The sequence below is a fragment of the Nakamurella sp. GG22 genome, assembly GCF_052976845.2.
The window spans coordinates 90707-108663 of the sequence record NZ_JBRIIO020000005.1 but is presented as its reverse complement, the minus strand read 5'-3'; the positions used below and the strand labels follow the sequence as shown (position 1 = coordinate 108663).

Below are 17957 nucleotides of genomic sequence, written 5' to 3'. Positions count from 1 at the left end.
GGCAGCTTCGACAGAAACGGGCAGCAGCAAAAGGCGGCCGTAGTGCCGCCGGACATCATCATCCCAACGGAGGCGCACAGTGACCCACTCATCCACGACAAGCAAGCCGACCATCGTGCTGGTGCACGGCGCGTTTGCGGAATCCGCCAGCTGGAACGGCGTGATCAGCGGACTCATCGACGACGGGTACCCGGTGCTGGCCGTGGCGAACCCCCTCCGAGGGGTCCGGAGCGACGCCGCTTACCTGTCGAGCGTGCTCGACAACGTCGACGGTGAGGTCGTTCTCGTCGCTCATTCTTACGGGGGAATGGTGACCAGCAATGTCACCAGCACCCGGGTGAGGGCGTTGGTCTTCGTCGGCGCATTCGCTCCCGATGTCGGCGACAGCGCCGCCACCCTGTCAGCGCGCTTCCCGGGAAGCACTCTGGCCGATACTTTGCGATCCGTCTCCTTGCCCGACGGTGGGACGGAGCTCTACATCCGTGCCAACCGGTATCACGGCCAGTTCGCCGCCGACTCCTCCGCCGCCGACGCAGCGGTGATGGCCGCAACACAACGCCCCATCACCCAGTCCGGCCTCGAAGAACAGTCCGCAGACGCGGCCTGGCGGCGGGTGCCGTCGTGGTTCCTGTTCGGTGCAGAGGACCGGAACATTCCCGCCGCCGTGCACCGATTCATGGCCGAACGCGCCGATTCCCAACGCACGGTCGAACTGGCCGGCGGTTCGCACACGGTCGCCATTCCCGAGGCGGCCACTGTCGTGGGCCTGATCAAGGAAGCGGCGACGTCTGTCATGTCCAACAGCATGTCCTCATCGGCCGCACCATCGCAGCACTGATCGGTCCTCGTCCCCTGCAGGCTCACCTCGTGATGACGCGCACGGCAGGAGGAACAGCGGGTGACAGCCGTCATCGTGGCATTCGGGTCGGCGGTCATGACGCTCGCCGGTGGATTGGCCGCCCTTCGCGCCGATCGCTATCGCCACCTCGTCCTCGGCATGGCAGCTGGTGTCATGCTCGGGGTGGTTGGCTTCGAACTGTTACCGGAATCGTTGCAGCAGAACAAGACACAGGTGATGTCACGCCCGTGCGCATTCCAGGTCGACATGCAGATCGGCGTCGCCGTCTCGATCGCGGTCATCGCCCACGACTTCGCTGACGGCTTCAACACCTACACACTGACCACTCTGTACGGCAATGACCGTCGTCGGGGCCTGCTCCTGCTCGGCGCCGACGCCGCGGCGCCGATCCTCGGGGCGACCTTGTCGCTTGCCGTCACCATCTCACAATCCGTGCTGGGCGCCTATCTCGGGTTCTTCGCGGGTGTCCTGATGAATCGACCCCACACATCGCAGTGGACAACAGAGGCGCCGAACATGGGACTACTGGACGGCAGGACAGCTCTGGTCACCGGCGCCACCAGCGGAATCGGTCTCGCCGCCGCGCAGCGGTGGCCGCCGAAGGAGCACACATCGTCATCACCGGGCGACGGCCGGACGCCCTGGACGCCGCCGCGGCTTCCATCACCGGCAAGACAGCAGGAGACGTGCTGTTCACCAACGCCGGAGGCGGGGAGTTCGGTGCACTGAGCGACATCACGCGCGAGCACTACCACCACACGTTCGAACGCAATGTCGCCGGCACCTTGTTCACGGTGCAGAAATCGTTGCGCGTACTCAACGATGGGGCCTCGATCATTTTGTCCGGCTCGACCTCTGCCACCCGGAGCAGCGCTGCATTCGGTGTTTACGCCGCTTCAAAGGCAGCGATTCGATCGTTCGGGCGAACCTGGGCCGCCGAACTGGCCGGGCGCCGGATCCGGGTCAACACCCTGGTTCCCGGCCCGGTGGAGACACCCGGCCTCGTCGGCCTGGCGTCAACCCCGGAAGACGGACGGAAGATGTTGCAGAAGTTCGCCTCCGAGATCCCTCTCGGCCGAGTGGGGCGACCCATGGAGATCGCGAATGCCGTGGCCTTCCTCGCCTCCGATGAGGCCAGTTTCATCACCGGCATCGAACTGTTCGTCGACGGCGGCGTCAACCAGGTCTGACCCCACGACTGCAGATCGTCGCCCGAAACATGGCCACTATGCCTCGTACTCACGGTCATGAACGGCGGCGCCGGGCAACTCACGATCAAGCGACTCCCGATAGCGGACGCAGCCCTGCATGAAGCGCGGCCACGGAGGCACGGCAACCTCCGGATCAGTGGGTTCCGGGAGGAGGCCCCACAGCTGCGGGTGGTGCCAGCAGAGGTCGTGTCCCGAGCTGTCACGATGGGCGCGGATCCCCGCCCGGAGTCGTCGCACCTCGGCAATCAGCTCCTCCTGGCTGAGGCGAGCGAGGTCATCATCGATGTCCATGCGCGGCAGCATAAGGCTCGTGGACGTGGAGGTATCCGGCCGGCGTCGGGCGGCCGGACACCCACCGTATGACGTGCCCCGCCGGTCCCGATCAGTGTGGCGGGTCGGTCAGGCGGCCAGCGCTTTACCGGCTTCGCGTGCGGAGTCGAGAGCCCCCTGATGAAGCGACGCGGCCAGGTCGGTGAAAGAGTCCAGCGCAGGGTTGACCCCGACCAGCGTGAACTCGCGCTCGACCACGGTCAGGTCGGCGGCCCAGACATCACCGATGATGCGGCGCAGGTAGCTGGTGGAGTGGTCCCAGCCTTCGCGTGGCGTGCCGGCTCCGTAGGCACCGCCGCGCACCGTGCACAGCACCACCTTCTTGCCCGCCAGCAGACCCGGACCGCCGGGCGTGGCGCGCGGATCGGTGATGATCAGGTCGACCCACGTCTTGAAGTGTTGTGAGACACCGAAGTTGTACAGCGGTACCGCCAGCAGGATGGCGTCCGCGGCGAGCAACTCGTCCACCAGGGCTGCGGCCAATGCGACGGCCGACTTCTGCTCCGGCGTGCGTTCGGCTTCCGGCACCACGGCGGCGGCGACCGCATGCGGCCAGGCTTCTGACGGTAGGACGTCGACACCGATGTGCCTGCGCTCCACCGTGTCGCCGGGATGATTGGAAAGCCACTCGGCCTCGACGATGTCGGCGATCTCGCGACTGGCGGATCCCGCCACCCGGATGCTGGCGTCCAAACGGAACAACGTCATGTCTTCTCCTCGACCACGGTGGAACCTTGTCACTTCAAGGCTGAAGTGAGCTTGCAACACTTCATGCTTGAAGTCAAGTGCCTGCTGCCGATACTGTGTGCGGATGACCGAAGCGCTGCTGCCCGGTGTACAGGCCGTCGTCGACCCCGAGCCTGCATGGCTGACCGAGCGAGAAACCGAGGCCTGGCTGGGCGTCGCGACCATCGCGACGCAATTGACCGGGGTCCTGGATACCCAACTGCAACGCGATTCCGGCATCGGGTTCTACGAATACTCGGTGCTGTCCTGGCTGTCGATGTCGCCCGAACGCACCCTTCGCATGAGCAAACTGGCGGAGTTGACCAGAGGATCACTGTCCAGGCTGTCCAATGTCGTCAAACGCCTGGAACAACGAGAACTCGTCCGCCGCGCACCTGACCCGACAAACGGTCGTTACACCAACGCATTTCTCACCGAGAATGGTTGGGAGTGCGTGGTGAGGGCCGCCCCCGGACACGTGAACACTGTTCGGCAATTCATCTTCGACCCGCTCTCCGCCGACCAGGTCGAAGCTCTCCGCACCATCACTTGTCTCATCGCAGAACGCATTCGCTGTGCCACCCCGTCGGCAGTCGAGCAGCCCGATTCCACCGCGAGTCAAGGCGTCTGCTGAGCAATCGGCACGGGATGTGCTGCATGACGAACCGCTCTTGATCCGGTTGTCCTGCACGGCTGGACAGTGTGCCTGCGCTACGCCCGGGTCCTGAGCCCAGGGGCGCGTCATCCCGACTCTGGCGATCTTCTGGCCACTCGGCCACCGGCCCGTCACCGCGATCGGCGCGGCTGTTCAACGCCGTGATGCCCCGGTGTCCACCGATCGGTGGACACCGGGATCAACCGGTTCATCAGGGGATCGGTGGATGTCGACTTCGCGCTGCAGATAGCAGTCTTGGAGTTGTTCGGGAGCGCAGAACTCCACACCACCATCGCAGGAGGAAACCATGCGAGCACTTTCCAAGGCAATTGTGACCGGGGTAGGTATTGCCGCAATCTCGTTGACCGCGGTCGGCATCTCGTCGGCGGAACAGGCGAATCCGGCGGTCGCAGCGACGACAAAGGGTGTCGTCACGTCCCTCACGACAACACATACGCACCCGCTGTTGTCAGCGCCGCTGACTGCCACCCTGCACAAGGGAACCCCTGTCGAGGCCCGCTGCTGGGTGAACGGCCAAGTGGTCGGCGGTAGCGACAAATGGTTCATGTTGGCCGGCGGACTGGGATTCGGTCCGCGCGCGGCAATCCAATTGGACTCAGCTGTCCCGGCTTGTGTCTGAGCGGGTGAGCCGGCGACGGGGCCGATCACCAGGGTTCACTGCCCGGCTTGACGCGGGAGGCCCAGCGGCTGATCGGTGATCGCCCGCCTGTCGGGGTCGGGCCGTGAGTCAGGCACCGGTGGGGTGTGCCTGACTCCCGGCCCGGCGGTGGCGGGTAGCCCCATTGCTGTGCTCAGCGTGATTGAGTATTCGCCGCCCGGGAAGTATCGAAACGGTCAAAGATGACGGAAACACGGCGTTAACCGGCTTCCTTCGGTGAGGGTTGGGCTTCGGGTGGCCGACCGCTCCCAAAGTTGTACAGAATGGGACGCGGCGGCCGGAGAAGGGTCTGATCCCCGCTCATCGCGGGGTTGGTCAACCGCCTCCGGAGGCCGGGCCGGGGTTGAACCGATACCCGGGGGCGACGGCGGGAGGATAAGATGCGGAGGCTGGTCTATTTCGTCGCGACCACACTCGACGGGTTCATTGCTGCCCCGGACCGTGGCGACCCCACCGGGCAGTCGTTCTTCCCGATCACCGGTGACCTCGTCAGCTTCATCGTCCAGCACTACCCGGAGACGATGCCCGCACCCGCGCGTGAAGCGATGGCCATCACCGGTCCGGGACGGCAATTCGACACGGTGGTCGAGGGCCGGGTGTCCTACGAGATCGGGCTCGCGGCCGGTCTCACCGACGCGTATCCGCACCTTCGTCACGTCGTGTTCTCCACCACACTCGCGGAGCTGCCCGATCCCCGTGTCGAGCTTGTCCGCAGCGATCCGTGCAGCCGTATCCGCGAACTGAAGACCGAAGACGGTTTGGATATCTGGCTTGTCGGCGGCGGAACGCTGGCGCACTCTCTGCTCCCCGAGATCGATCGGCTGGTGCTCAAGATCAGCCCGTCTGTCATCGGCGCGGGAGTGCCGATGTTCGAGGGTCCGTTCGTGCCACATGTGTTCCGCCCTGCAGGCGAGGTCCTGCTGGATGGGGGCGTGCGCGTCCCGACCTACGACCGCGCCTGATCATCGAACCGGGCATCGTCGGCCATCGAGTCCCCCGCTGGATGCAATTGATGAACCGGTGGCAGCGCGCGGTGTCGCTCGATTCTTCCGCCACCATGGAATCGTGCCGCCCCCGGTCGAGCTGATGACGGCGTAGGACGAACAGCTGCCTGCAGGCATCACCGCCGTTGCCTCAGACGGAGCGGGGTCGCCAGGGCTGGTGCTCGTGCGCGAGCCAGACCAGCTCGGGGTCAAGCGCCCGCACCAGCAGCTGGCCTTCGGTGTGCGGATCGTCGAGTTCGCCGAACCAGACTGCCATGTCGCCGCCGATGACGGTCGGGGGGCCGCCATTGTCGATCACCACCACCTGGGAGCCGCGGGTGTGGCCCGGCGCCGGGACGAGTCGTAGTCCGGGCAGCAGCTCGAGCTCGCCGTCGACCGCCACGTAGCGCACGCCGGGTGGGTCGACCCACTCGCGGATGGTGTAGTCGTCCTGGGTGCGGGCATCCTCCAATTCACGACGCTGAACGTAGATCGGCTTGCCCGCGAAGAGATGATTGCCGCCGCAGTGGTCGAAATGCAGGTGGGTGTTGACGATGATGTCGATGCCGGAGAGATCGAACTCCTGCTCGTTGAGCGGCTGCAGGCGAGGATCCATATCGGCCACCAACGGGTGTTGCGCCGTCAGGCCGGTGTCGACCAGGACACGCGCATCGGGGTGGTCGATGACGTGGACGTACACCGGCATCCGTTCCTCCTCGGCGAGCAGGTCGGCCACGAAGACCGGCGTAACGGTGATGGAGCCGGGGGTATTCATCGAGAACCACCTGACGCGTCGATGGCGGGCAGATCGAAGTGCTTGAACAACGCTCGGTCGAGGTCGTCGGGCGGCCGGAGTTCGTCGGTCACGGAGTTCATGCTGTGTATGACGGCGAACGGGTGGAAAACTCATCCCCACGGTCGTGCAACATCCTCGACCGCGATGCGACATGCCCGCTACCAATACACCTCCGAGGGGCGGATCTCGACCGCGCCGCTGTAGCGCGCTGCGGGGACGCCGGCCGCCCACCTCCACGGCTGCGTCGATGTTGTCGGCCTCGAGGATGAACCATCCGCCGACAGCCTCATGCGTGTTGAGAAACGGTCCGGCCGTTGGCACGACCTTGCCGCCTTCCACTCGGACCGTAGTTGCGTTCTCGGGCAGCCCCATCGGCACGCCGGGAGTAGTTCCCGGCAGCTGATTGATCGCCGGGTGGTCGGCGTAGACCTGCTTCTGATCGCATCGTGTCCGAGTGATCGCCGTCCGGGTCCTTCTCCATTCGAATGGGAATTGCGGTATTGGCATTGCCTGTCGACCGCGGCCACCGAGGATCGGCACTCAGCGGCGGCGTCATGTCTCAGTGACGATCTGCGATCATGGGCCAGTGACCGATGGACCGCAGAGGAAGGGGCAGGCTCTGGTCGTCGGTGCGTCCAGCGACATCGGCCGAGCGATTGCGGTGAGCCTCGGACGCCTGGGCTACGACCTGACCCTTTGGGGACGGGACGGCACCCGTTTGGCAAAGACCAGAAAGGACTGCCTGCGCTACAGCCAGGCGGTCGTCGACCACGTCGACGTCACCGATCGTGGTCAGCTGACTTCGGCGGCTCAAGCGGTGGCAGCGAGAGGGCCGCTCACTGCGGTGATTTGGGCGGCGGGCCTCTTCGATTGGGCGACGGCGGATGCTGCCGACGTCGAAACCTGGGATCGGCTGTTCGATGTCAACCTTGTGTCTGCGGCCGCGCTGACACGTTTGGTACTGCCTGGGTTGATCGCTGCCAGTCCCAGCGCCCTTGTCTATATCGGTTCGGGCAGTTCACGCCAGGTCTTCCCGAACAACGCCGCGTACATCGCCAGCAAACACGGGCTCGCCGGACTCGCCGGTGGGGTCTTTCTGGACGTCCGTGATCGAGGAGTGAGGGTCAGCCTTGTCTCTCCCGGGCTCGTTGCGGCCGGAGCGGGTCTGACCTCACCGGCGGGTCAGAGTCCCGACACTCTGCTGCAGCCCAGCGACGTTGCCGCGGCAGTCGCATTCGTGGTCACTTTCCCCGGCACCGGCTGTCCCACCGAGATCACGCTGCAGCCTCAACGCAGACCTTCCGAATGATCAGCGCCGTGGGATGACAGGTCAGCGTCCCGGTTGTGGGCGCCGGCCGTCCGGCGATGGCCGGCGTCCCCGGATGCGCTCGCCCCGGCGACCGTCGACGACAGGGTTGGGCGCCTGGGGGCTGTGAGCGAGCGGGAGTCAACAATGGAACCGCTGACGTCGTACATCCTTATGACTCGGCCGTTGCACGGTGACCGCAATGTCCGGTCGTGCTGGAACTCATCCGGGCGCAGAGCGTCACAGCTCGACAAGCTGATGTCCGCACTGGGCGGTGTCTACCGACGTCAGCGGGCGAAGGTGGCAATCAGCTCGGCGAGCACCGTGTCGGCGTTCGGCATTCCGTCGATCTCGGCCTTGATGTCCTCCGCCCGCGCACGGATGCCCGGTTCGGTCAGCACCCGGCCCAACGCCGCCGAGACACTGTCGGGACTGATCTCTGCGGGTGCGAGCGCGATACCGGCTCCCGAGGCGACCAGCGCCGCGGCGTTGTTCGGCTGATCAGTGCCTTGTGGCAGTGCAAGTTGGGGTAGCCCGAAGCACAACGCGCCGAGCATGGTGCCGGCCCCGACATGCGAGACGACGGCCGTACAGCGCGGCAGGACCAGGGCCTGCGGCAGATAGGACGCGATCAGCACGCTGGCAGGCTGCGGACCCAGGACGGCAGGGTCGACACCCGGACCGACGGTGGTCACCACGTTCACCGGATGGTCGGCGCAGCCGGCCAGCACAGCGCGGAACACTTCGGGCCGTTGGTTCAGAATCGTGCCCAACGTCAGGTAGACCGTCCATGGATGCGGCAGGTCGGCGAATACGGCGGGAAGCTTGTCATCAGCACCGATCTCGCCCGCAGCAGGGCGCAGCGCGACCCGCTGGGACCACGGCGCGCTGCTCCCGCCGGGTTGGAGACTTGGCGGGCAGATATCGACGTAAGGAGCTTGGAAGACACTGTGGATCGGGTCGGGTAGATCGGCCGCCGCCAGGGTGCGACCCAGGACGTCGGCGAACCAGTCGGTGCCTGGAACGATCGGCCCGTAGGAATGCGTGACATGTGGGATACCCAGTACCTCCGCCGCTGCCGGCGCGCCCAGTTCCAGGTTGTCGTGGATCACGAGATCCAGTCTGCGGTCGGTCAACGTCGGCAGGAGGTCGCGAGCACGGAGGACGGCTGCCGCACCGAAGAAGTACTCCGCGGACAGCGCCATTTCTTGTTCGGGTGCGAGGTCGCCGAACTGGGACGGGCCACCGAGTTCGGCCATGCTCTTGGCGGCCGCAGCATAGGACTGCTCGAGCGTCGGGCCCGCAGGGTGCGCGGTGAACCCGCGCCGCTCGATGAGCCGGGTCACGTCGTTACCGGAAGAAAACACAACATCGTGACCGGCCCGTACCGCGGCTCTGGCCAGCGGCAGCATGGGTAACGCGTGGCCGTACGCCGGCCATGAGCTGAACAAGATCCTCACCCGTCAAGTCAATCGCGGAAAACGCATCGACGCCATCAATTAAAATGGCCAATTCGTGAACGCGTTGCGGTACAACAGGTGTCTGTCACCTGGGTCAACCCGGTTCATTCAAGGGGCGCCCCACCGGCGCATCGGTCAACAAGCCCAGCAGGACGCTCCGAATCGTCCGTTCGAAGAGGTCCACTTCATGCGGGGACGGATCGGACCGGGCGAGCGCGGCGGTGAGGTTTGGGTGTGATTCCGGATCGATAGCGCTGAATGGATTCGTCGGCGAACTCGCCGCATCGGTGGCTGCCCGGGCGAACAGCGACACCACACCTGTCATCATCGCTATCGCTTCCATCTTGGTGCTGGGTGCGCAGGTCAGTGGAGCGAGAATCTCCAAACAACGTTCGAAGTAGTTCGTGGCATTGGGACCGGCGGTTCCACGCATGCTCGCCTCCAACAGCCACGGGTGTCGTTGGTACAGGTCACGTTGTTCGCCGGCGAGCGCGATGAGGTCGTCGAGCCAGGACACCCCGGGCAGCCTGTCGAGGTGCAGTTCGCCGAGCACGGAGTCCACCATCAGGTCCAGTAGCTCCGCCCGCGAGAACAGATAGCGATAAAGGGCACCTGCTGTCGTGCCGAGGGCACCTGCCACCGCCCGCATCGAAACGGTCGGTAGCCCTCCGGCATCTGCCAGCGCCGCAGCGGCGGCCGCGATTTCGGCGCGGGTGTGTTCGGGCTGCGGACCCCGGGTTCCCCGATCGGGCCGGCTCCAGATAGATGGCGCGTCAGGGGCAACCGTCGACTCATCAGGGGTGGCGTCGGACACGAAGGTCAGTGTAATCTGCGAACGGTGTTCACAGTTACTGGGAGGACTTCGATGAGGGTTGCCCGGGTCAGCTCCAGCGATGGTGCCAGCGTTGTCGTACGGTCCATCGGCAGCGGGCCGGGCATCGTGGTCCTCCATGGCGGGGCCTTGGCCGAGCGGGAGTACCGGCGACTGGCCACCGCCCTCGCCGACAGATTCACGGTCCACCTGTACAACCGTCGGGGACGCTTCGACTCAGCGCCCCTGACCGGCAGTGAAACCGCCGCAACGGATATCGCCGACCTCGCCGCTGTGCTGGAGCAGACTGGCGCCCGCAACGTCTTCGGACACAGCGGCGGTGGATTCGTCGCGTTACGCGCGGGCCTGAGCCTGCCCCTCGAGCATATAGCCGTATACGACCCGGCACTGTCGATCCTCGGGCGGCCGTCGTTCGAGTTCCTCGATTCCTTCGAACGAGATGTGCGAGCAGGTGCCTATGTGCAAGCGATGACCGTCATGGGCCGCGCCGTCTATCCGGACGATGTGAGCGCGAAGCTCCCGCTCGGCGTCGCACAGCTGATGAGCCGCGCACTTCTGGTCACCCCGGTAGGTCGGAGGCTTGCCGAACTGCTGCCCACGGCGCCGCCGGAGATCAGACGGATTCACGACCATGACGGTCCGGCGAGTGACTACTCCCCGATCACCGCAACCGTGCTGCTCGCCGCTGGTTCACGGAGCCCCCGTTACTTCACCGAGAATTGCGAGGCATTGGCGAGAGCGATTCCCCACGGCCGTTGTGTCGTCATCCCGCGGTCATCCCACAACGCTGCCAACATTGCCAGGAAAGGCTTCGTCAAGCCGTTCGCCACGTTCTTCGCCGACTGACCCGCCACCACATCACGAGCTCGCAGCGGTGAAGCCCGAAATCGGTCGCAGGGCGGGCCGGTACATCAGCTCGACGGTATGGCCGTCCAGGGTGCGGTTGCCAACCAATTCAAGATCGAATTCGCCGCGCCGAGGAAGATGGGAACATCGGACTCCACCGTCGACCGTTGTACGAGCCAAAGCCGTCAAGAGTGCTGAAGACGTCGTAGGTGTTTGCAGCGGCCAAGCTGCTCTCTCGCAAACACGGTCCAATCAGGTGACCGAACAGACCGATCATCCTGCCGAAGCTCATCGTAACCGTCGCCTGATTGCTCGGCTGATGCCACTGGCACACCCCCAACGACGCCGGCCACGCCCGGCCAGATGCACCTAATCCACAGGCGTTATTCGAACTCAGAAACCGTAGACGCTGGTCCCGTACCAGGACCCGGCGTGGCCGGTGAGCGTCGGCACGACGTAGGCGTAGGCCCGACCGTCAGACGTGGCCGTCATGCCGAACGGGATCGTCACACGTTGGCCGCCCGTCGCCTGGTTGGTGACCACGGTGGTCGATGGATTCCCTGTACCGCCGATGGTCAACGACGTGCTGCCGGGGCCGAATACCCGGACGTCGAACCAGGCCAGTAGCTTTCGGTTCGATCCCAGCCCGTTGAAGGCGAGGAACAAACTCGTGAACGTGCCGACCCGACTGCGCAGCACGACATCCCCGCCGACGTCATTGGTGTAGAACGAATCGGGATTGGACACCGACAGGCTCATCTTTCCTGCTGCGAAGGTGTGTTTCGGGTCGATCACCGCCAGAAGGCCGACCGCCGGCTGCTGTTGAGCGTCTTCGCGCGTCCAGACCCGCTCCGTTGTCGACACGGGCAAGAGGCCCTGCTCCTGCAGCACCCGAATCGTGTTCGAGTCCGGCGCCGCGAGGACGTCCTGGATTCGGTCGGTGGAGGTTGTCATGTCTTCATCCCTTCGGTCAGCCGACGGGCCGCCCCTTGCGCGCCTCAACGTCGTCCCGTCGACCTTCCTCGGAGTCCGGTCGACGCACATCGGTGACCGAACACGGATGTTTCCGCGACCTGTTGCCTATTTCTTGGACTCTCGTTGCACCGATCACCATCCGGGCTACTTCCCACCTGGTGCCGACGCAACACCGGTGGTTCGAACAGGCACGTCGACCTCGACGGTCGACCGGGGGACGCCGGCCCGGCCGGCGCCCCCGGCCTTCGTCGGTTCGGCGGCGGCGCGCAGGGCCGATCTTGGCGCCGCCGCCGTCTGTCAGCTCGCCTTCACCGCTGTGATCACCCGGTATTCCCAGTCAGCCACGAACGTCCCGTCGGTGGCGCGATTCGTGTCCTTCGCCAACGCGACGATGGCGGCCCGGAACGTTGCTCGGCGCTGTTCGTCGAGCTTCTGAGCGGCGGTATAGGTGGGCCCGTAGTAGGTGAGCATGAAGTCGGCGAAGGCCTCCGCCGACAGGAAGCGCTGCCGCACGAGGTGCGTCTGGGAGCTGACCTCCGTGACGGCATCTCCGAGCAGCTCGCGGACGACATCCTCATTGCCCCACCGCGTCGGGGGCAGTGCCACCGACGGGGGCGGCACGTGCGCGCCGACGGTCTTCAGCAATCGGCCGATGAAGCCCTCGGCCGTCCAGTTGGCCAGGCCGATGGTCCCGCCTGGCTTGCAGACGCGGACCAGCTCACTGGCCGCCCGGTCGTGGTCGGCGGTGAACATGACGCCGATGGCGGAGACGACGTAGTCGAACGACGACTCCTCGAAGGGCAGGGCCTCGGCGTCGGCCACCTCGAAACCGACGGTGAGGCCCTCCGCCCCGGCTCGGCGACGCGCGGTGTCGATGAGTTCGGCGACGTAGTCGATGCCCGTGACGTTGCAGAATGTGCGGGCGGCCTGGATGGCGACATGGCCCGTTCCGCAGGCGACGTCAAGAACTGAGGACCCAGGACGCAGTTCCACAGCGTCGCACAAACGCTCGGCGAGCGGGACGGTTACCCAGGCAATCTTGCCGTAGTCGCCGTTGCTCCAGATCTGGTGTTGCTTGGCCTTGAGCTCCTCGAGCGGTGTGGTCGCCTGGATGCTGCTGGTCATGTAGTTCCTCCTCGATGAGGTGTGGATGGGATGTCCATAGATTCCGGCAGCGCAGCCGTCAGCACATCGGTGACGAGCACCCGTCTCTCGCCGTTTTCACCCACCTGCTTCTGGGCAACACCCCTACTTCCTCAGCCGCCATCCCCCATCCGCGCGGGAAACGGTTTGCGGATCGCCCGAGCAGCTAGCACGGTGATGCCATGACGACGCACCTGCTGGAGCGTGACGGCGAACTCGAACGCCTTCGTCGGGCGTTCAAGGCCGCTGCCGACGGGCAGGGTGCGGGGATCGCGGTGAGCGGCGAGAGCGGCGCCGGAAAGAGCACCTTGATCGCCGCGGCACTGGATGGGCTGCACGGGTTCCGCGTCCTACGCGGTCAGTGTGAGCCGTTGCAGACCCCTCGCCCGCTCGGCCCGTTCCGTGAACTCGGGCTGCCCGGGGTCGATGCCGTCGTGGGCGCGGATGACGCCCGGCCGGCCGAGGTCGGTGAGCGCCTCTACCTGGAACTGGGTTCCGAGCCGACGGCACTGGTGGTCGAGGATCTGCACTGGGCCGACGAAGCGTCGATCGAGCTTCTGCGTTTTCTGGCGCGGCGCGTCGAGGCTGCGCGCCTGGTTCTGGTGCTGAGCTACCGCGACACGGAGATAGGGGCGCGTCACCCGGCACGTGCCTTGCTGGGAGACTTCGCCGTCCAGGACGGGTTGAGCAGGATCCCGTTGGCTCCGTTGAGCGTGGATGGTGTCGCCGCCGCGGTCGAGGGCACCGGGCTGGACCCCCGCCGTGTCCACGCCGTCACCGGGGGGAACCCGTTCTTCGTCGCCCAGGTCGTCAGGGAGCCCGAGCGCCCGCTGCCGACCTCGGTGCGTGACGCGGTGCTCGCTCGGGTCGCAGATGTCGATCTTCCCGATCTCGAGGTCCTTCAGCTCATCGCCTGCGCTCCAGACCGTCTCGATGCCCGGCTGCTCCGGCTGGTGAACGTGGACCTGGACACCCTGCGGCGCCTGGACGAGACCGCCCTGCTTGCGCAGGACGAGCATGGCCTCGCCTACCGACACGAGCTGGCCCGCCTCGCCGTGGAGAGCACGATCCCGCCCGGCGGTGCGGTGACGTTGCATCAGCGCCTGCTCGAGGCGTTGGAAGAACTCGACCTGCGAGACCCGGCGGTGCTGACCCACCATGCATTGGCGGCGCGGGACTCGGCCCGCGCGGCGCGTTACGCACGTGCCGCAGCGGCTGAGGCCACCGCGACCGCCTCGAACACACAGGCTGCGTCATTCCTCGAGATCGCTCTGAGCCACTTGCCCGGCACAACCGAACCCGCCGAGCGCGCCGGGCTCCTCCTCCAGCTGAGTCTGCAGCACTACCTCACCGGCCGGATCGCGGACGCGATCGCCAGTGCGCGGGCCAGTATTCCGCTGTCGGAGGCTGCGGGTCAGCTGACGATGGTGGCGGAGGCGTACTCAGTGATGGCGGTGCTCGAGTACCACAGCGCACGCCGCCGCAACATCGACCTCTATATGGCCCGGGCCGTCACGATGGCAGAGGAGGCCGGCGTCCCCGAGACCCTCGTCCGAGCCGTCTTCAACGAGACCTTCCTGGTCATGCTGACGAGCGACCGGACCCGTGCCCTCGACGGGGCCAGGCGGACGAGTGCCCTGGCTGCGGACGCCGGCATCGCCGAGTACGCGACAGCCGGACAGATGATCAACGAGCTGGTCGCATGCATGAGCGGTGACCGTGCGGCGCGGGCCAGAGTCCTGGAGTTGGCGGACGTTGCCCGCGAAAGGGGGTGGGACGAACTGGCATCACGGGCGTACGACACCGTGGCCTTCGTGGATGTCGAACAGGGCAATCTGCGTGGCCTCCAAGAGGTTGTCGACACCGCCCTCGCCCACGCCGACAAACGCGATCTGCCGGTCGCCCGGCTGTGGATCGTCGCGGCCCGCGCCACGTTGCACATGCTCGCCGGGCGGTGGGACGCCGCCATAGAGGACGCGGAGTCGGTGCTGGCCGGCGCCAGGTTGCCCGGATGCATCCACCCCGACCTCGTCGTCGCCACTGTCCGCATGCGCCGTGGGGCCGCCGACTTCGAACACCACGCAGAGAACACGGTGGCGGCCGCGCGGGGCCTCGACGAACCCATGCGCTTGATCGAGGCGTACGTGGTGCTGGCCGAGTCGATGTGGCTGACCGGGCGCCGTGATCAGCGGGTCATCGACGCCGCAGCACGCATCGAGCAGCTCGGTGGACTACCCGACACCCGTTGGCCGGCAGGGAATCTGGCAGTTTGGCTGCGACGCCTCGGGGTTTCGTTCACCGAGCCTGCCGACGTACCGGAACCGTTCCGGTCGAGCCTGGACGGCCGGCACTGTGATGCTGCGACCTGGTGGCAGGCGGCCGGCAGCCCGTTCAACCAGGCCATGGCCCTGGCCGACTCCCCCGAGCCTGATGACCGGGTACGAGCAGTGACCATCCTGGACCGGCTCAGTGCGAACGGAACCGCCGACCGGCTTCGAAGGCAACTGCGGTTGGACGGCGTCGTGAGTATCCCGCAGCGACCGACCGAGACCACCCGGGCCAACCCCGGTGGTCTCACCAACCGTCAACTTGATGTCGCCCGGCTGCTCGCGCGCGGGTTGACCAACAGTGAGATCGCCACGGAGGTCTTCATTTCGCAGAAGACGGCCGAACACCACGTGTCCGCCGTGCTCAGCAAGCTGGGGCTTCCCAACCGCCGCGCGGTTGTCCAGGCTGCCTCCGAGCTCGGTCTGGCCTGAGGCGGTATTCATTCTCGCCGGGCCTGGTACCTACCAGCCGACCTGGGGGTACCCAACCGCGCAAAATTGGGGGGCGACGCCCGACGCGCCGACTGCGCCCCAGTTTTTAGTTTCGTGGCATGAAAACCCACCACACAATACCGCCATCCGACATCCGCTCGTGCTCTCACCGACGTCGGCGGCCACCCAGATCCATTAATGCTTAGTGGATGTCGGCGAGGACCGCACTCGGGAAGGTGGGGTGATGGACACCGCCGTGCTGGCCGGTTCCTTCTCGACCGCCCTTTTCGTGTGCAGCTACCTGCCCATGCTCGTCAAGGCGGCGCGCACTCGAGACCTTGATTCGTACAGTCGCGGCCAGCTCGTGCTGGCGACCGTCGGCAACGCCGTCAACTCGCTGTACGTCTTCAGCCTGCCCATCGGACCGATCTGGTTCCTGCACGCTTTCAACATGGGATGCACCCTGCTCATGCTGGGCTGGCACCTGCGGTACGCCGGGCGCCGCCCCATTGTCGAACCTGACGAGTGGGTAACGGCCGCCGACGCTGACAGCGGCGCGTACACCGCGCGTTGATGATCGGACAGCCGGTCCATCTGCTGGCTGGGCGTCGCGCGGGGGGTGCGCCCAAAGTGGGCATCGGGATGTCGCAGATGGGTAGGTCCCACCGATGTGGGGTGAGGCCGGTCGGAGCGATGCTGAAGCGGTCCGAATCCGACCACCCACCCGAGGACGCCACCATGTTCACCACGCCGCACCCGATCAACGCCGACCAACACCTGAGAAACCATGCAGCGGAGACGAACCGCATCCTGGAACGCAGCCGCAGGCGGGCACCGAAGCAGCAACGCGGGCTCCTGCGCGAATGGAAGAGGCGCTCGGCTGACACCTGAGATCGCTCAGCACGCACGGCCGACGACTCGCGACCGACGCCCGGTCGACAAGCGAATCCGAGACCGACGCAGGACCGCCGCAGGTGAGTCGACGCCCGACATCATCTGCGGCCCGCAGTTTTCGCTCAGCCGTCCGCCAGACCATTCACCTCGGAGTGATTGACATGATCCGCTCTCTTCGCGACCGCGCGCGGAAGTATCGCGCCGATACCGCAGTGCGCAGGGCCCTGGTTCACGCAGACCCTCGGCAGCGTCACGATTTGCTGATGCTGGTCCAACGCCAGCGCTAACCCAGCACCGGTCACGATTTCCCGGCGCTGCGATCCGGCGGAGCTTCCCCTCCAACGCCCGATCGAGATGGCGAAAACGCACCTTTTTCGGCGCGTTGAGCAGCCGGAATCGCCATCTCGATCGGTGGATCCTGCTTCCCGAAGGGCTGAGCAGGGTCAGGCGAGCTGGGTGGTGAGCCACGCCATTGCAATTTCTTCGGCTCGCTCGGACGGACAGGTCACGTCGGGCACCACACCGGTTCCCTCCCAGTTGCTGCCGCTGACAGCATCGAATGGTGTTCCCTCCGGGATCAGGGCAACGACCGATGGGGTGACCCTGATCGGTGTCACATGGTCGGCGGCGCCCGGTGTCCGCTGCCCGAACAGCCTGACGCGGCTTCGGGTTTGCAGGTGATAAGCCAGCGCCTCACCGCTGGAATACGTGCCGGAGCCGACCAGGACGGCGACGGGCGCCGCGGTCGGCAGATGCGACGAACCCAGCGACCCTGACGTCCACCACTGCCGGTCCGGACGGTCCCGATACCGGACCGTTGACAGCAGTTCGATCCCGTTGCCCAGCACGAACTCGGCGACGGCGGCGAGGCTCGACGGTGCCCCTCCCCCGTTGCCGCGCAGGTCCAGGATCAACCCGTCAACACCGCGGAGAACCGCGAATGCGCCGTGCAAATAGTCGGCAGCCACGGTGATGTCGTCAAAACCGTCGATGCGGAGCAATCCGCAGCCGCTCGGGTAGCGCTCGACCCGACTGACAAAACCTGCCCGACGCTGGACAACCTGTGGCGGCACCGGGGGCCACCCAGCGGCCTCGACGTCAGGCCGCCCCGGGGCGGTCAGCTCCAGAGTCAGATGACGGGCCGTCCGGTGACAGACCGCCTCGACGGCACGCACCGTCTGTTCCGTGATCGGGCTCCGATCACCGTGATCATCGGCGTCCCATGTCGCGGACTGCAGGTCCTGCGCCAATCGGTCCGCACGATCGCCGTCCGGGACAAGTCGTTGCACCCACCGGACGATGCCGGCGATCAGCGTTGCCCGGCTCTCCCGGGCATCGCTGTCCATTTCAGGGAGGTTCATGTGAGCTCGGGATCCTCCGCTACGTGGTGTCTGCCAGGACATCGGCGCGAAGTTCCATCCGCATGGAATGCCACGACGGGAACGATACCCACCGACCATGTTCCATCTGTCGAATAGATGGGAACGCCTCCCCGGGTCGGTG

19 protein-coding genes are annotated in these 17957 nt (G+C 66.1%); 11 read left to right on the top strand and 8 right to left on the bottom strand.

Going from position 1 to position 17957, the window contains the following annotated elements; genetic code table 11:
* The first annotated feature begins 79 nt into the window (after positions 1–79).
* The 3 genes from ACVBEQ_RS07850 to ACVBEQ_RS07840 all read left to right on the top strand — a co-directional run bounded on the left by ACVBEQ_RS07850 (position 80) and on the right by ACVBEQ_RS07840 (position 2049).
* Complete coding sequence (locus tag ACVBEQ_RS07850) at positions 80–838, top strand: alpha/beta fold hydrolase (RefSeq protein WP_447152763.1); 759 nt, start codon at positions 80–82, stop codon at positions 836–838.
* A gap of 96 nt (positions 839–934) precedes the next feature.
* A complete protein-coding gene (locus tag ACVBEQ_RS07845; protein ID WP_447152880.1) occupies positions 935–1588 on the top strand; it encodes a ZIP family metal transporter in 654 nt (217 codons plus the stop codon).
* A complete protein-coding gene (locus ACVBEQ_RS07840; protein WP_447152762.1) occupies positions 1546–2049 on the top strand; it encodes an SDR family NAD(P)-dependent oxidoreductase in 504 nt (167 codons plus the stop codon). The genes ACVBEQ_RS07845 and ACVBEQ_RS07840 overlap by 43 nt, the downstream gene beginning before the upstream one ends.
* Positions 2050–2085: 36 nt before the next feature.
* Here ACVBEQ_RS07840 and ACVBEQ_RS07835 read toward each other — a convergent pair whose 3' ends face one another.
* The gene (locus ACVBEQ_RS07835) at positions 2086–2355 is read right to left on the bottom strand and encodes a hypothetical protein (protein ID WP_447152879.1); all 270 of its coding nucleotides are present in this window, start codon (positions 2353–2355) and stop codon (positions 2086–2088) included.
* Between the two features lie 114 nt (positions 2356–2469).
* On the bottom strand, positions 2470–3108 hold the full coding sequence (locus tag ACVBEQ_RS07830) for an FMN-dependent NADH-azoreductase (RefSeq protein ID WP_447152761.1): 639 nt from the start codon (positions 3106–3108) through the stop codon (positions 2470–2472).
* 103 nt (positions 3109–3211) lie between these two features.
* On the opposite strand from ACVBEQ_RS07830, the gene ACVBEQ_RS07825 reads away from it, so the two are divergent.
* The 3 genes from ACVBEQ_RS07825 to ACVBEQ_RS07815 all read left to right on the top strand — a co-directional run bounded on the left by ACVBEQ_RS07825 (position 3212) and on the right by ACVBEQ_RS07815 (position 5422).
* Positions 3212–3760 (top strand): MarR family winged helix-turn-helix transcriptional regulator, encoded by a 549-nt coding sequence (locus tag ACVBEQ_RS07825; RefSeq protein ID WP_447152760.1) that lies wholly within the window; start codon positions 3212–3214, stop codon positions 3758–3760.
* Positions 3761–4088: 328 nt separating this feature from the next.
* Entirely contained in the window at positions 4089–4421 is a 333-nt protein-coding gene (locus ACVBEQ_RS07820; protein ID WP_447152759.1) for a hypothetical protein, read from the top strand.
* 419 nt (positions 4422–4840) lie between these two features.
* On the top strand, positions 4841–5422 hold the full coding sequence (locus tag ACVBEQ_RS07815) for a dihydrofolate reductase family protein (protein WP_447152758.1): 582 nt from the start codon (positions 4841–4843) through the stop codon (positions 5420–5422).
* Between the two features lie 172 nt (positions 5423–5594).
* On the opposite strand, the gene ACVBEQ_RS07810 is transcribed toward ACVBEQ_RS07815, so the two are convergent.
* Positions 5595–6218, bottom strand: a complete 624-nt coding sequence (locus tag ACVBEQ_RS07810) for an MBL fold metallo-hydrolase (RefSeq protein ID WP_447152757.1) — start codon at positions 6216–6218, stop codon at positions 5595–5597.
* A gap of 607 nt (positions 6219–6825) precedes the next feature.
* Between ACVBEQ_RS07810 and ACVBEQ_RS07805 the strand changes: the two genes are divergently transcribed.
* Positions 6826–7548, top strand: coding sequence for an SDR family oxidoreductase (locus ACVBEQ_RS07805; protein WP_447152756.1), 723 nt, complete (start codon positions 6826–6828; stop codon positions 7546–7548).
* A gap of 284 nt (positions 7549–7832) precedes the next feature.
* Here ACVBEQ_RS07805 and ACVBEQ_RS07800 read toward each other — a convergent pair whose 3' ends face one another.
* Both ACVBEQ_RS07800 and ACVBEQ_RS07795 read right to left on the bottom strand, forming a co-directional pair.
* Positions 7833–9005: a glycosyltransferase gene (locus ACVBEQ_RS07800; RefSeq protein ID WP_473163169.1), complete on the bottom strand. Its 1173-nt coding sequence runs from the start codon at positions 9003–9005 to the stop codon at positions 7833–7835.
* Positions 9006–9099: 94 nt separating this feature from the next.
* Positions 9100–9819, bottom strand: coding sequence for a TetR/AcrR family transcriptional regulator (locus ACVBEQ_RS07795; protein ID WP_447152754.1), 720 nt, complete (start codon positions 9817–9819; stop codon positions 9100–9102).
* Between the two features lie 51 nt (positions 9820–9870).
* On the opposite strand from ACVBEQ_RS07795, the gene ACVBEQ_RS07790 reads away from it, so the two are divergent.
* Positions 9871–10683, top strand: a complete 813-nt coding sequence (locus ACVBEQ_RS07790) for an alpha/beta fold hydrolase (protein WP_447152753.1) — start codon at positions 9871–9873, stop codon at positions 10681–10683.
* Positions 10684–11076: 393 nt separating this feature from the next.
* Here ACVBEQ_RS07790 and ACVBEQ_RS07785 read toward each other — a convergent pair whose 3' ends face one another.
* On the bottom strand, positions 11077–11637 hold the full coding sequence (locus ACVBEQ_RS07785; protein WP_447152752.1) for a hypothetical protein: 561 nt from the start codon (positions 11635–11637) through the stop codon (positions 11077–11079).
* A 318-nt stretch (positions 11638–11955) separates the two neighbouring features.
* The gene (locus ACVBEQ_RS07780) at positions 11956–12783 is read right to left on the bottom strand and encodes a class I SAM-dependent methyltransferase (RefSeq protein WP_447152751.1); all 828 of its coding nucleotides are present in this window, start codon (positions 12781–12783) and stop codon (positions 11956–11958) included.
* 200 nt (positions 12784–12983) lie between these two features.
* Here ACVBEQ_RS07780 and ACVBEQ_RS07775 point away from each other — a divergent pair, with 200 nt between their 5' ends.
* The 3 genes from ACVBEQ_RS07775 to ACVBEQ_RS07765 all read left to right on the top strand — a co-directional run bounded on the left by ACVBEQ_RS07775 (position 12984) and on the right by ACVBEQ_RS07765 (position 16451).
* The gene (locus tag ACVBEQ_RS07775) at positions 12984–15560 is read left to right on the top strand and encodes an ATP-binding protein (protein WP_447152750.1); all 2577 of its coding nucleotides are present in this window, start codon (positions 12984–12986) and stop codon (positions 15558–15560) included.
* A gap of 244 nt (positions 15561–15804) precedes the next feature.
* Complete coding sequence (locus tag ACVBEQ_RS07770) at positions 15805–16134, top strand: hypothetical protein (protein WP_447152749.1); 330 nt, start codon at positions 15805–15807, stop codon at positions 16132–16134.
* A gap of 164 nt (positions 16135–16298) precedes the next feature.
* The gene (locus tag ACVBEQ_RS07765; protein ID WP_447152748.1) at positions 16299–16451 is read left to right on the top strand and encodes a hypothetical protein; all 153 of its coding nucleotides are present in this window, start codon (positions 16299–16301) and stop codon (positions 16449–16451) included.
* Positions 16452–16897: 446 nt separating this feature from the next.
* Here ACVBEQ_RS07765 and ACVBEQ_RS07760 read toward each other — a convergent pair whose 3' ends face one another.
* Positions 16898–17815 (bottom strand): S41 family peptidase, encoded by a 918-nt coding sequence (locus tag ACVBEQ_RS07760; protein WP_447152747.1) that lies wholly within the window; start codon positions 17813–17815, stop codon positions 16898–16900.
* Positions 17816–17957 lie beyond the last annotated feature (142 nt).

Coding starts and splice junctions, on each gene's coding strand:
- ACVBEQ_RS07765 (WP_447152748.1), top strand. CDS start 16,299: ATGTTCACCACGCCGCACCCGATCAACGCCGACCAACACCTGAGAAAC.
- ACVBEQ_RS07770 (WP_447152749.1), top strand. CDS start 15,805: ATGGACACCGCCGTGCTGGCCGGTTCCTTCTCGACCGCCCTTTTCGTG.
- ACVBEQ_RS07845 (WP_447152880.1), top strand. CDS start 935: ATGACGCTCGCCGGTGGATTGGCCGCCCTTCGCGCCGATCGCTATCGC.
- ACVBEQ_RS07775 (WP_447152750.1), top strand. CDS start 12,984: ATGACGACGCACCTGCTGGAGCGTGACGGCGAACTCGAACGCCTTCGT.
- ACVBEQ_RS07815 (WP_447152758.1), top strand. CDS start 4,841: ATGCGGAGGCTGGTCTATTTCGTCGCGACCACACTCGACGGGTTCATT.
- ACVBEQ_RS07760 (WP_447152747.1), bottom strand. CDS start 17,815: ATGAACCTCCCTGAAATGGACAGCGATGCCCGGGAGAGCCGGGCAACG.
- ACVBEQ_RS07820 (WP_447152759.1), top strand. CDS start 4,089: ATGCGAGCACTTTCCAAGGCAATTGTGACCGGGGTAGGTATTGCCGCA.
- ACVBEQ_RS07825 (WP_447152760.1), top strand. CDS start 3,212: ATGACCGAAGCGCTGCTGCCCGGTGTACAGGCCGTCGTCGACCCCGAG.
- ACVBEQ_RS07780 (WP_447152751.1), bottom strand. CDS start 12,783: ATGACCAGCAGCATCCAGGCGACCACACCGCTCGAGGAGCTCAAGGCC.
- ACVBEQ_RS07790 (WP_447152753.1), top strand. CDS start 9,871: ATGAGGGTTGCCCGGGTCAGCTCCAGCGATGGTGCCAGCGTTGTCGTA.
- ACVBEQ_RS07810 (WP_447152757.1), bottom strand. CDS start 6,218: ATGAATACCCCCGGCTCCATCACCGTTACGCCGGTCTTCGTGGCCGAC.
- ACVBEQ_RS07785 (WP_447152752.1), bottom strand. CDS start 11,637: ATGACAACCTCCACCGACCGAATCCAGGACGTCCTCGCGGCGCCGGAC.
- ACVBEQ_RS07830 (WP_447152761.1), bottom strand. CDS start 3,108: ATGACGTTGTTCCGTTTGGACGCCAGCATCCGGGTGGCGGGATCCGCC.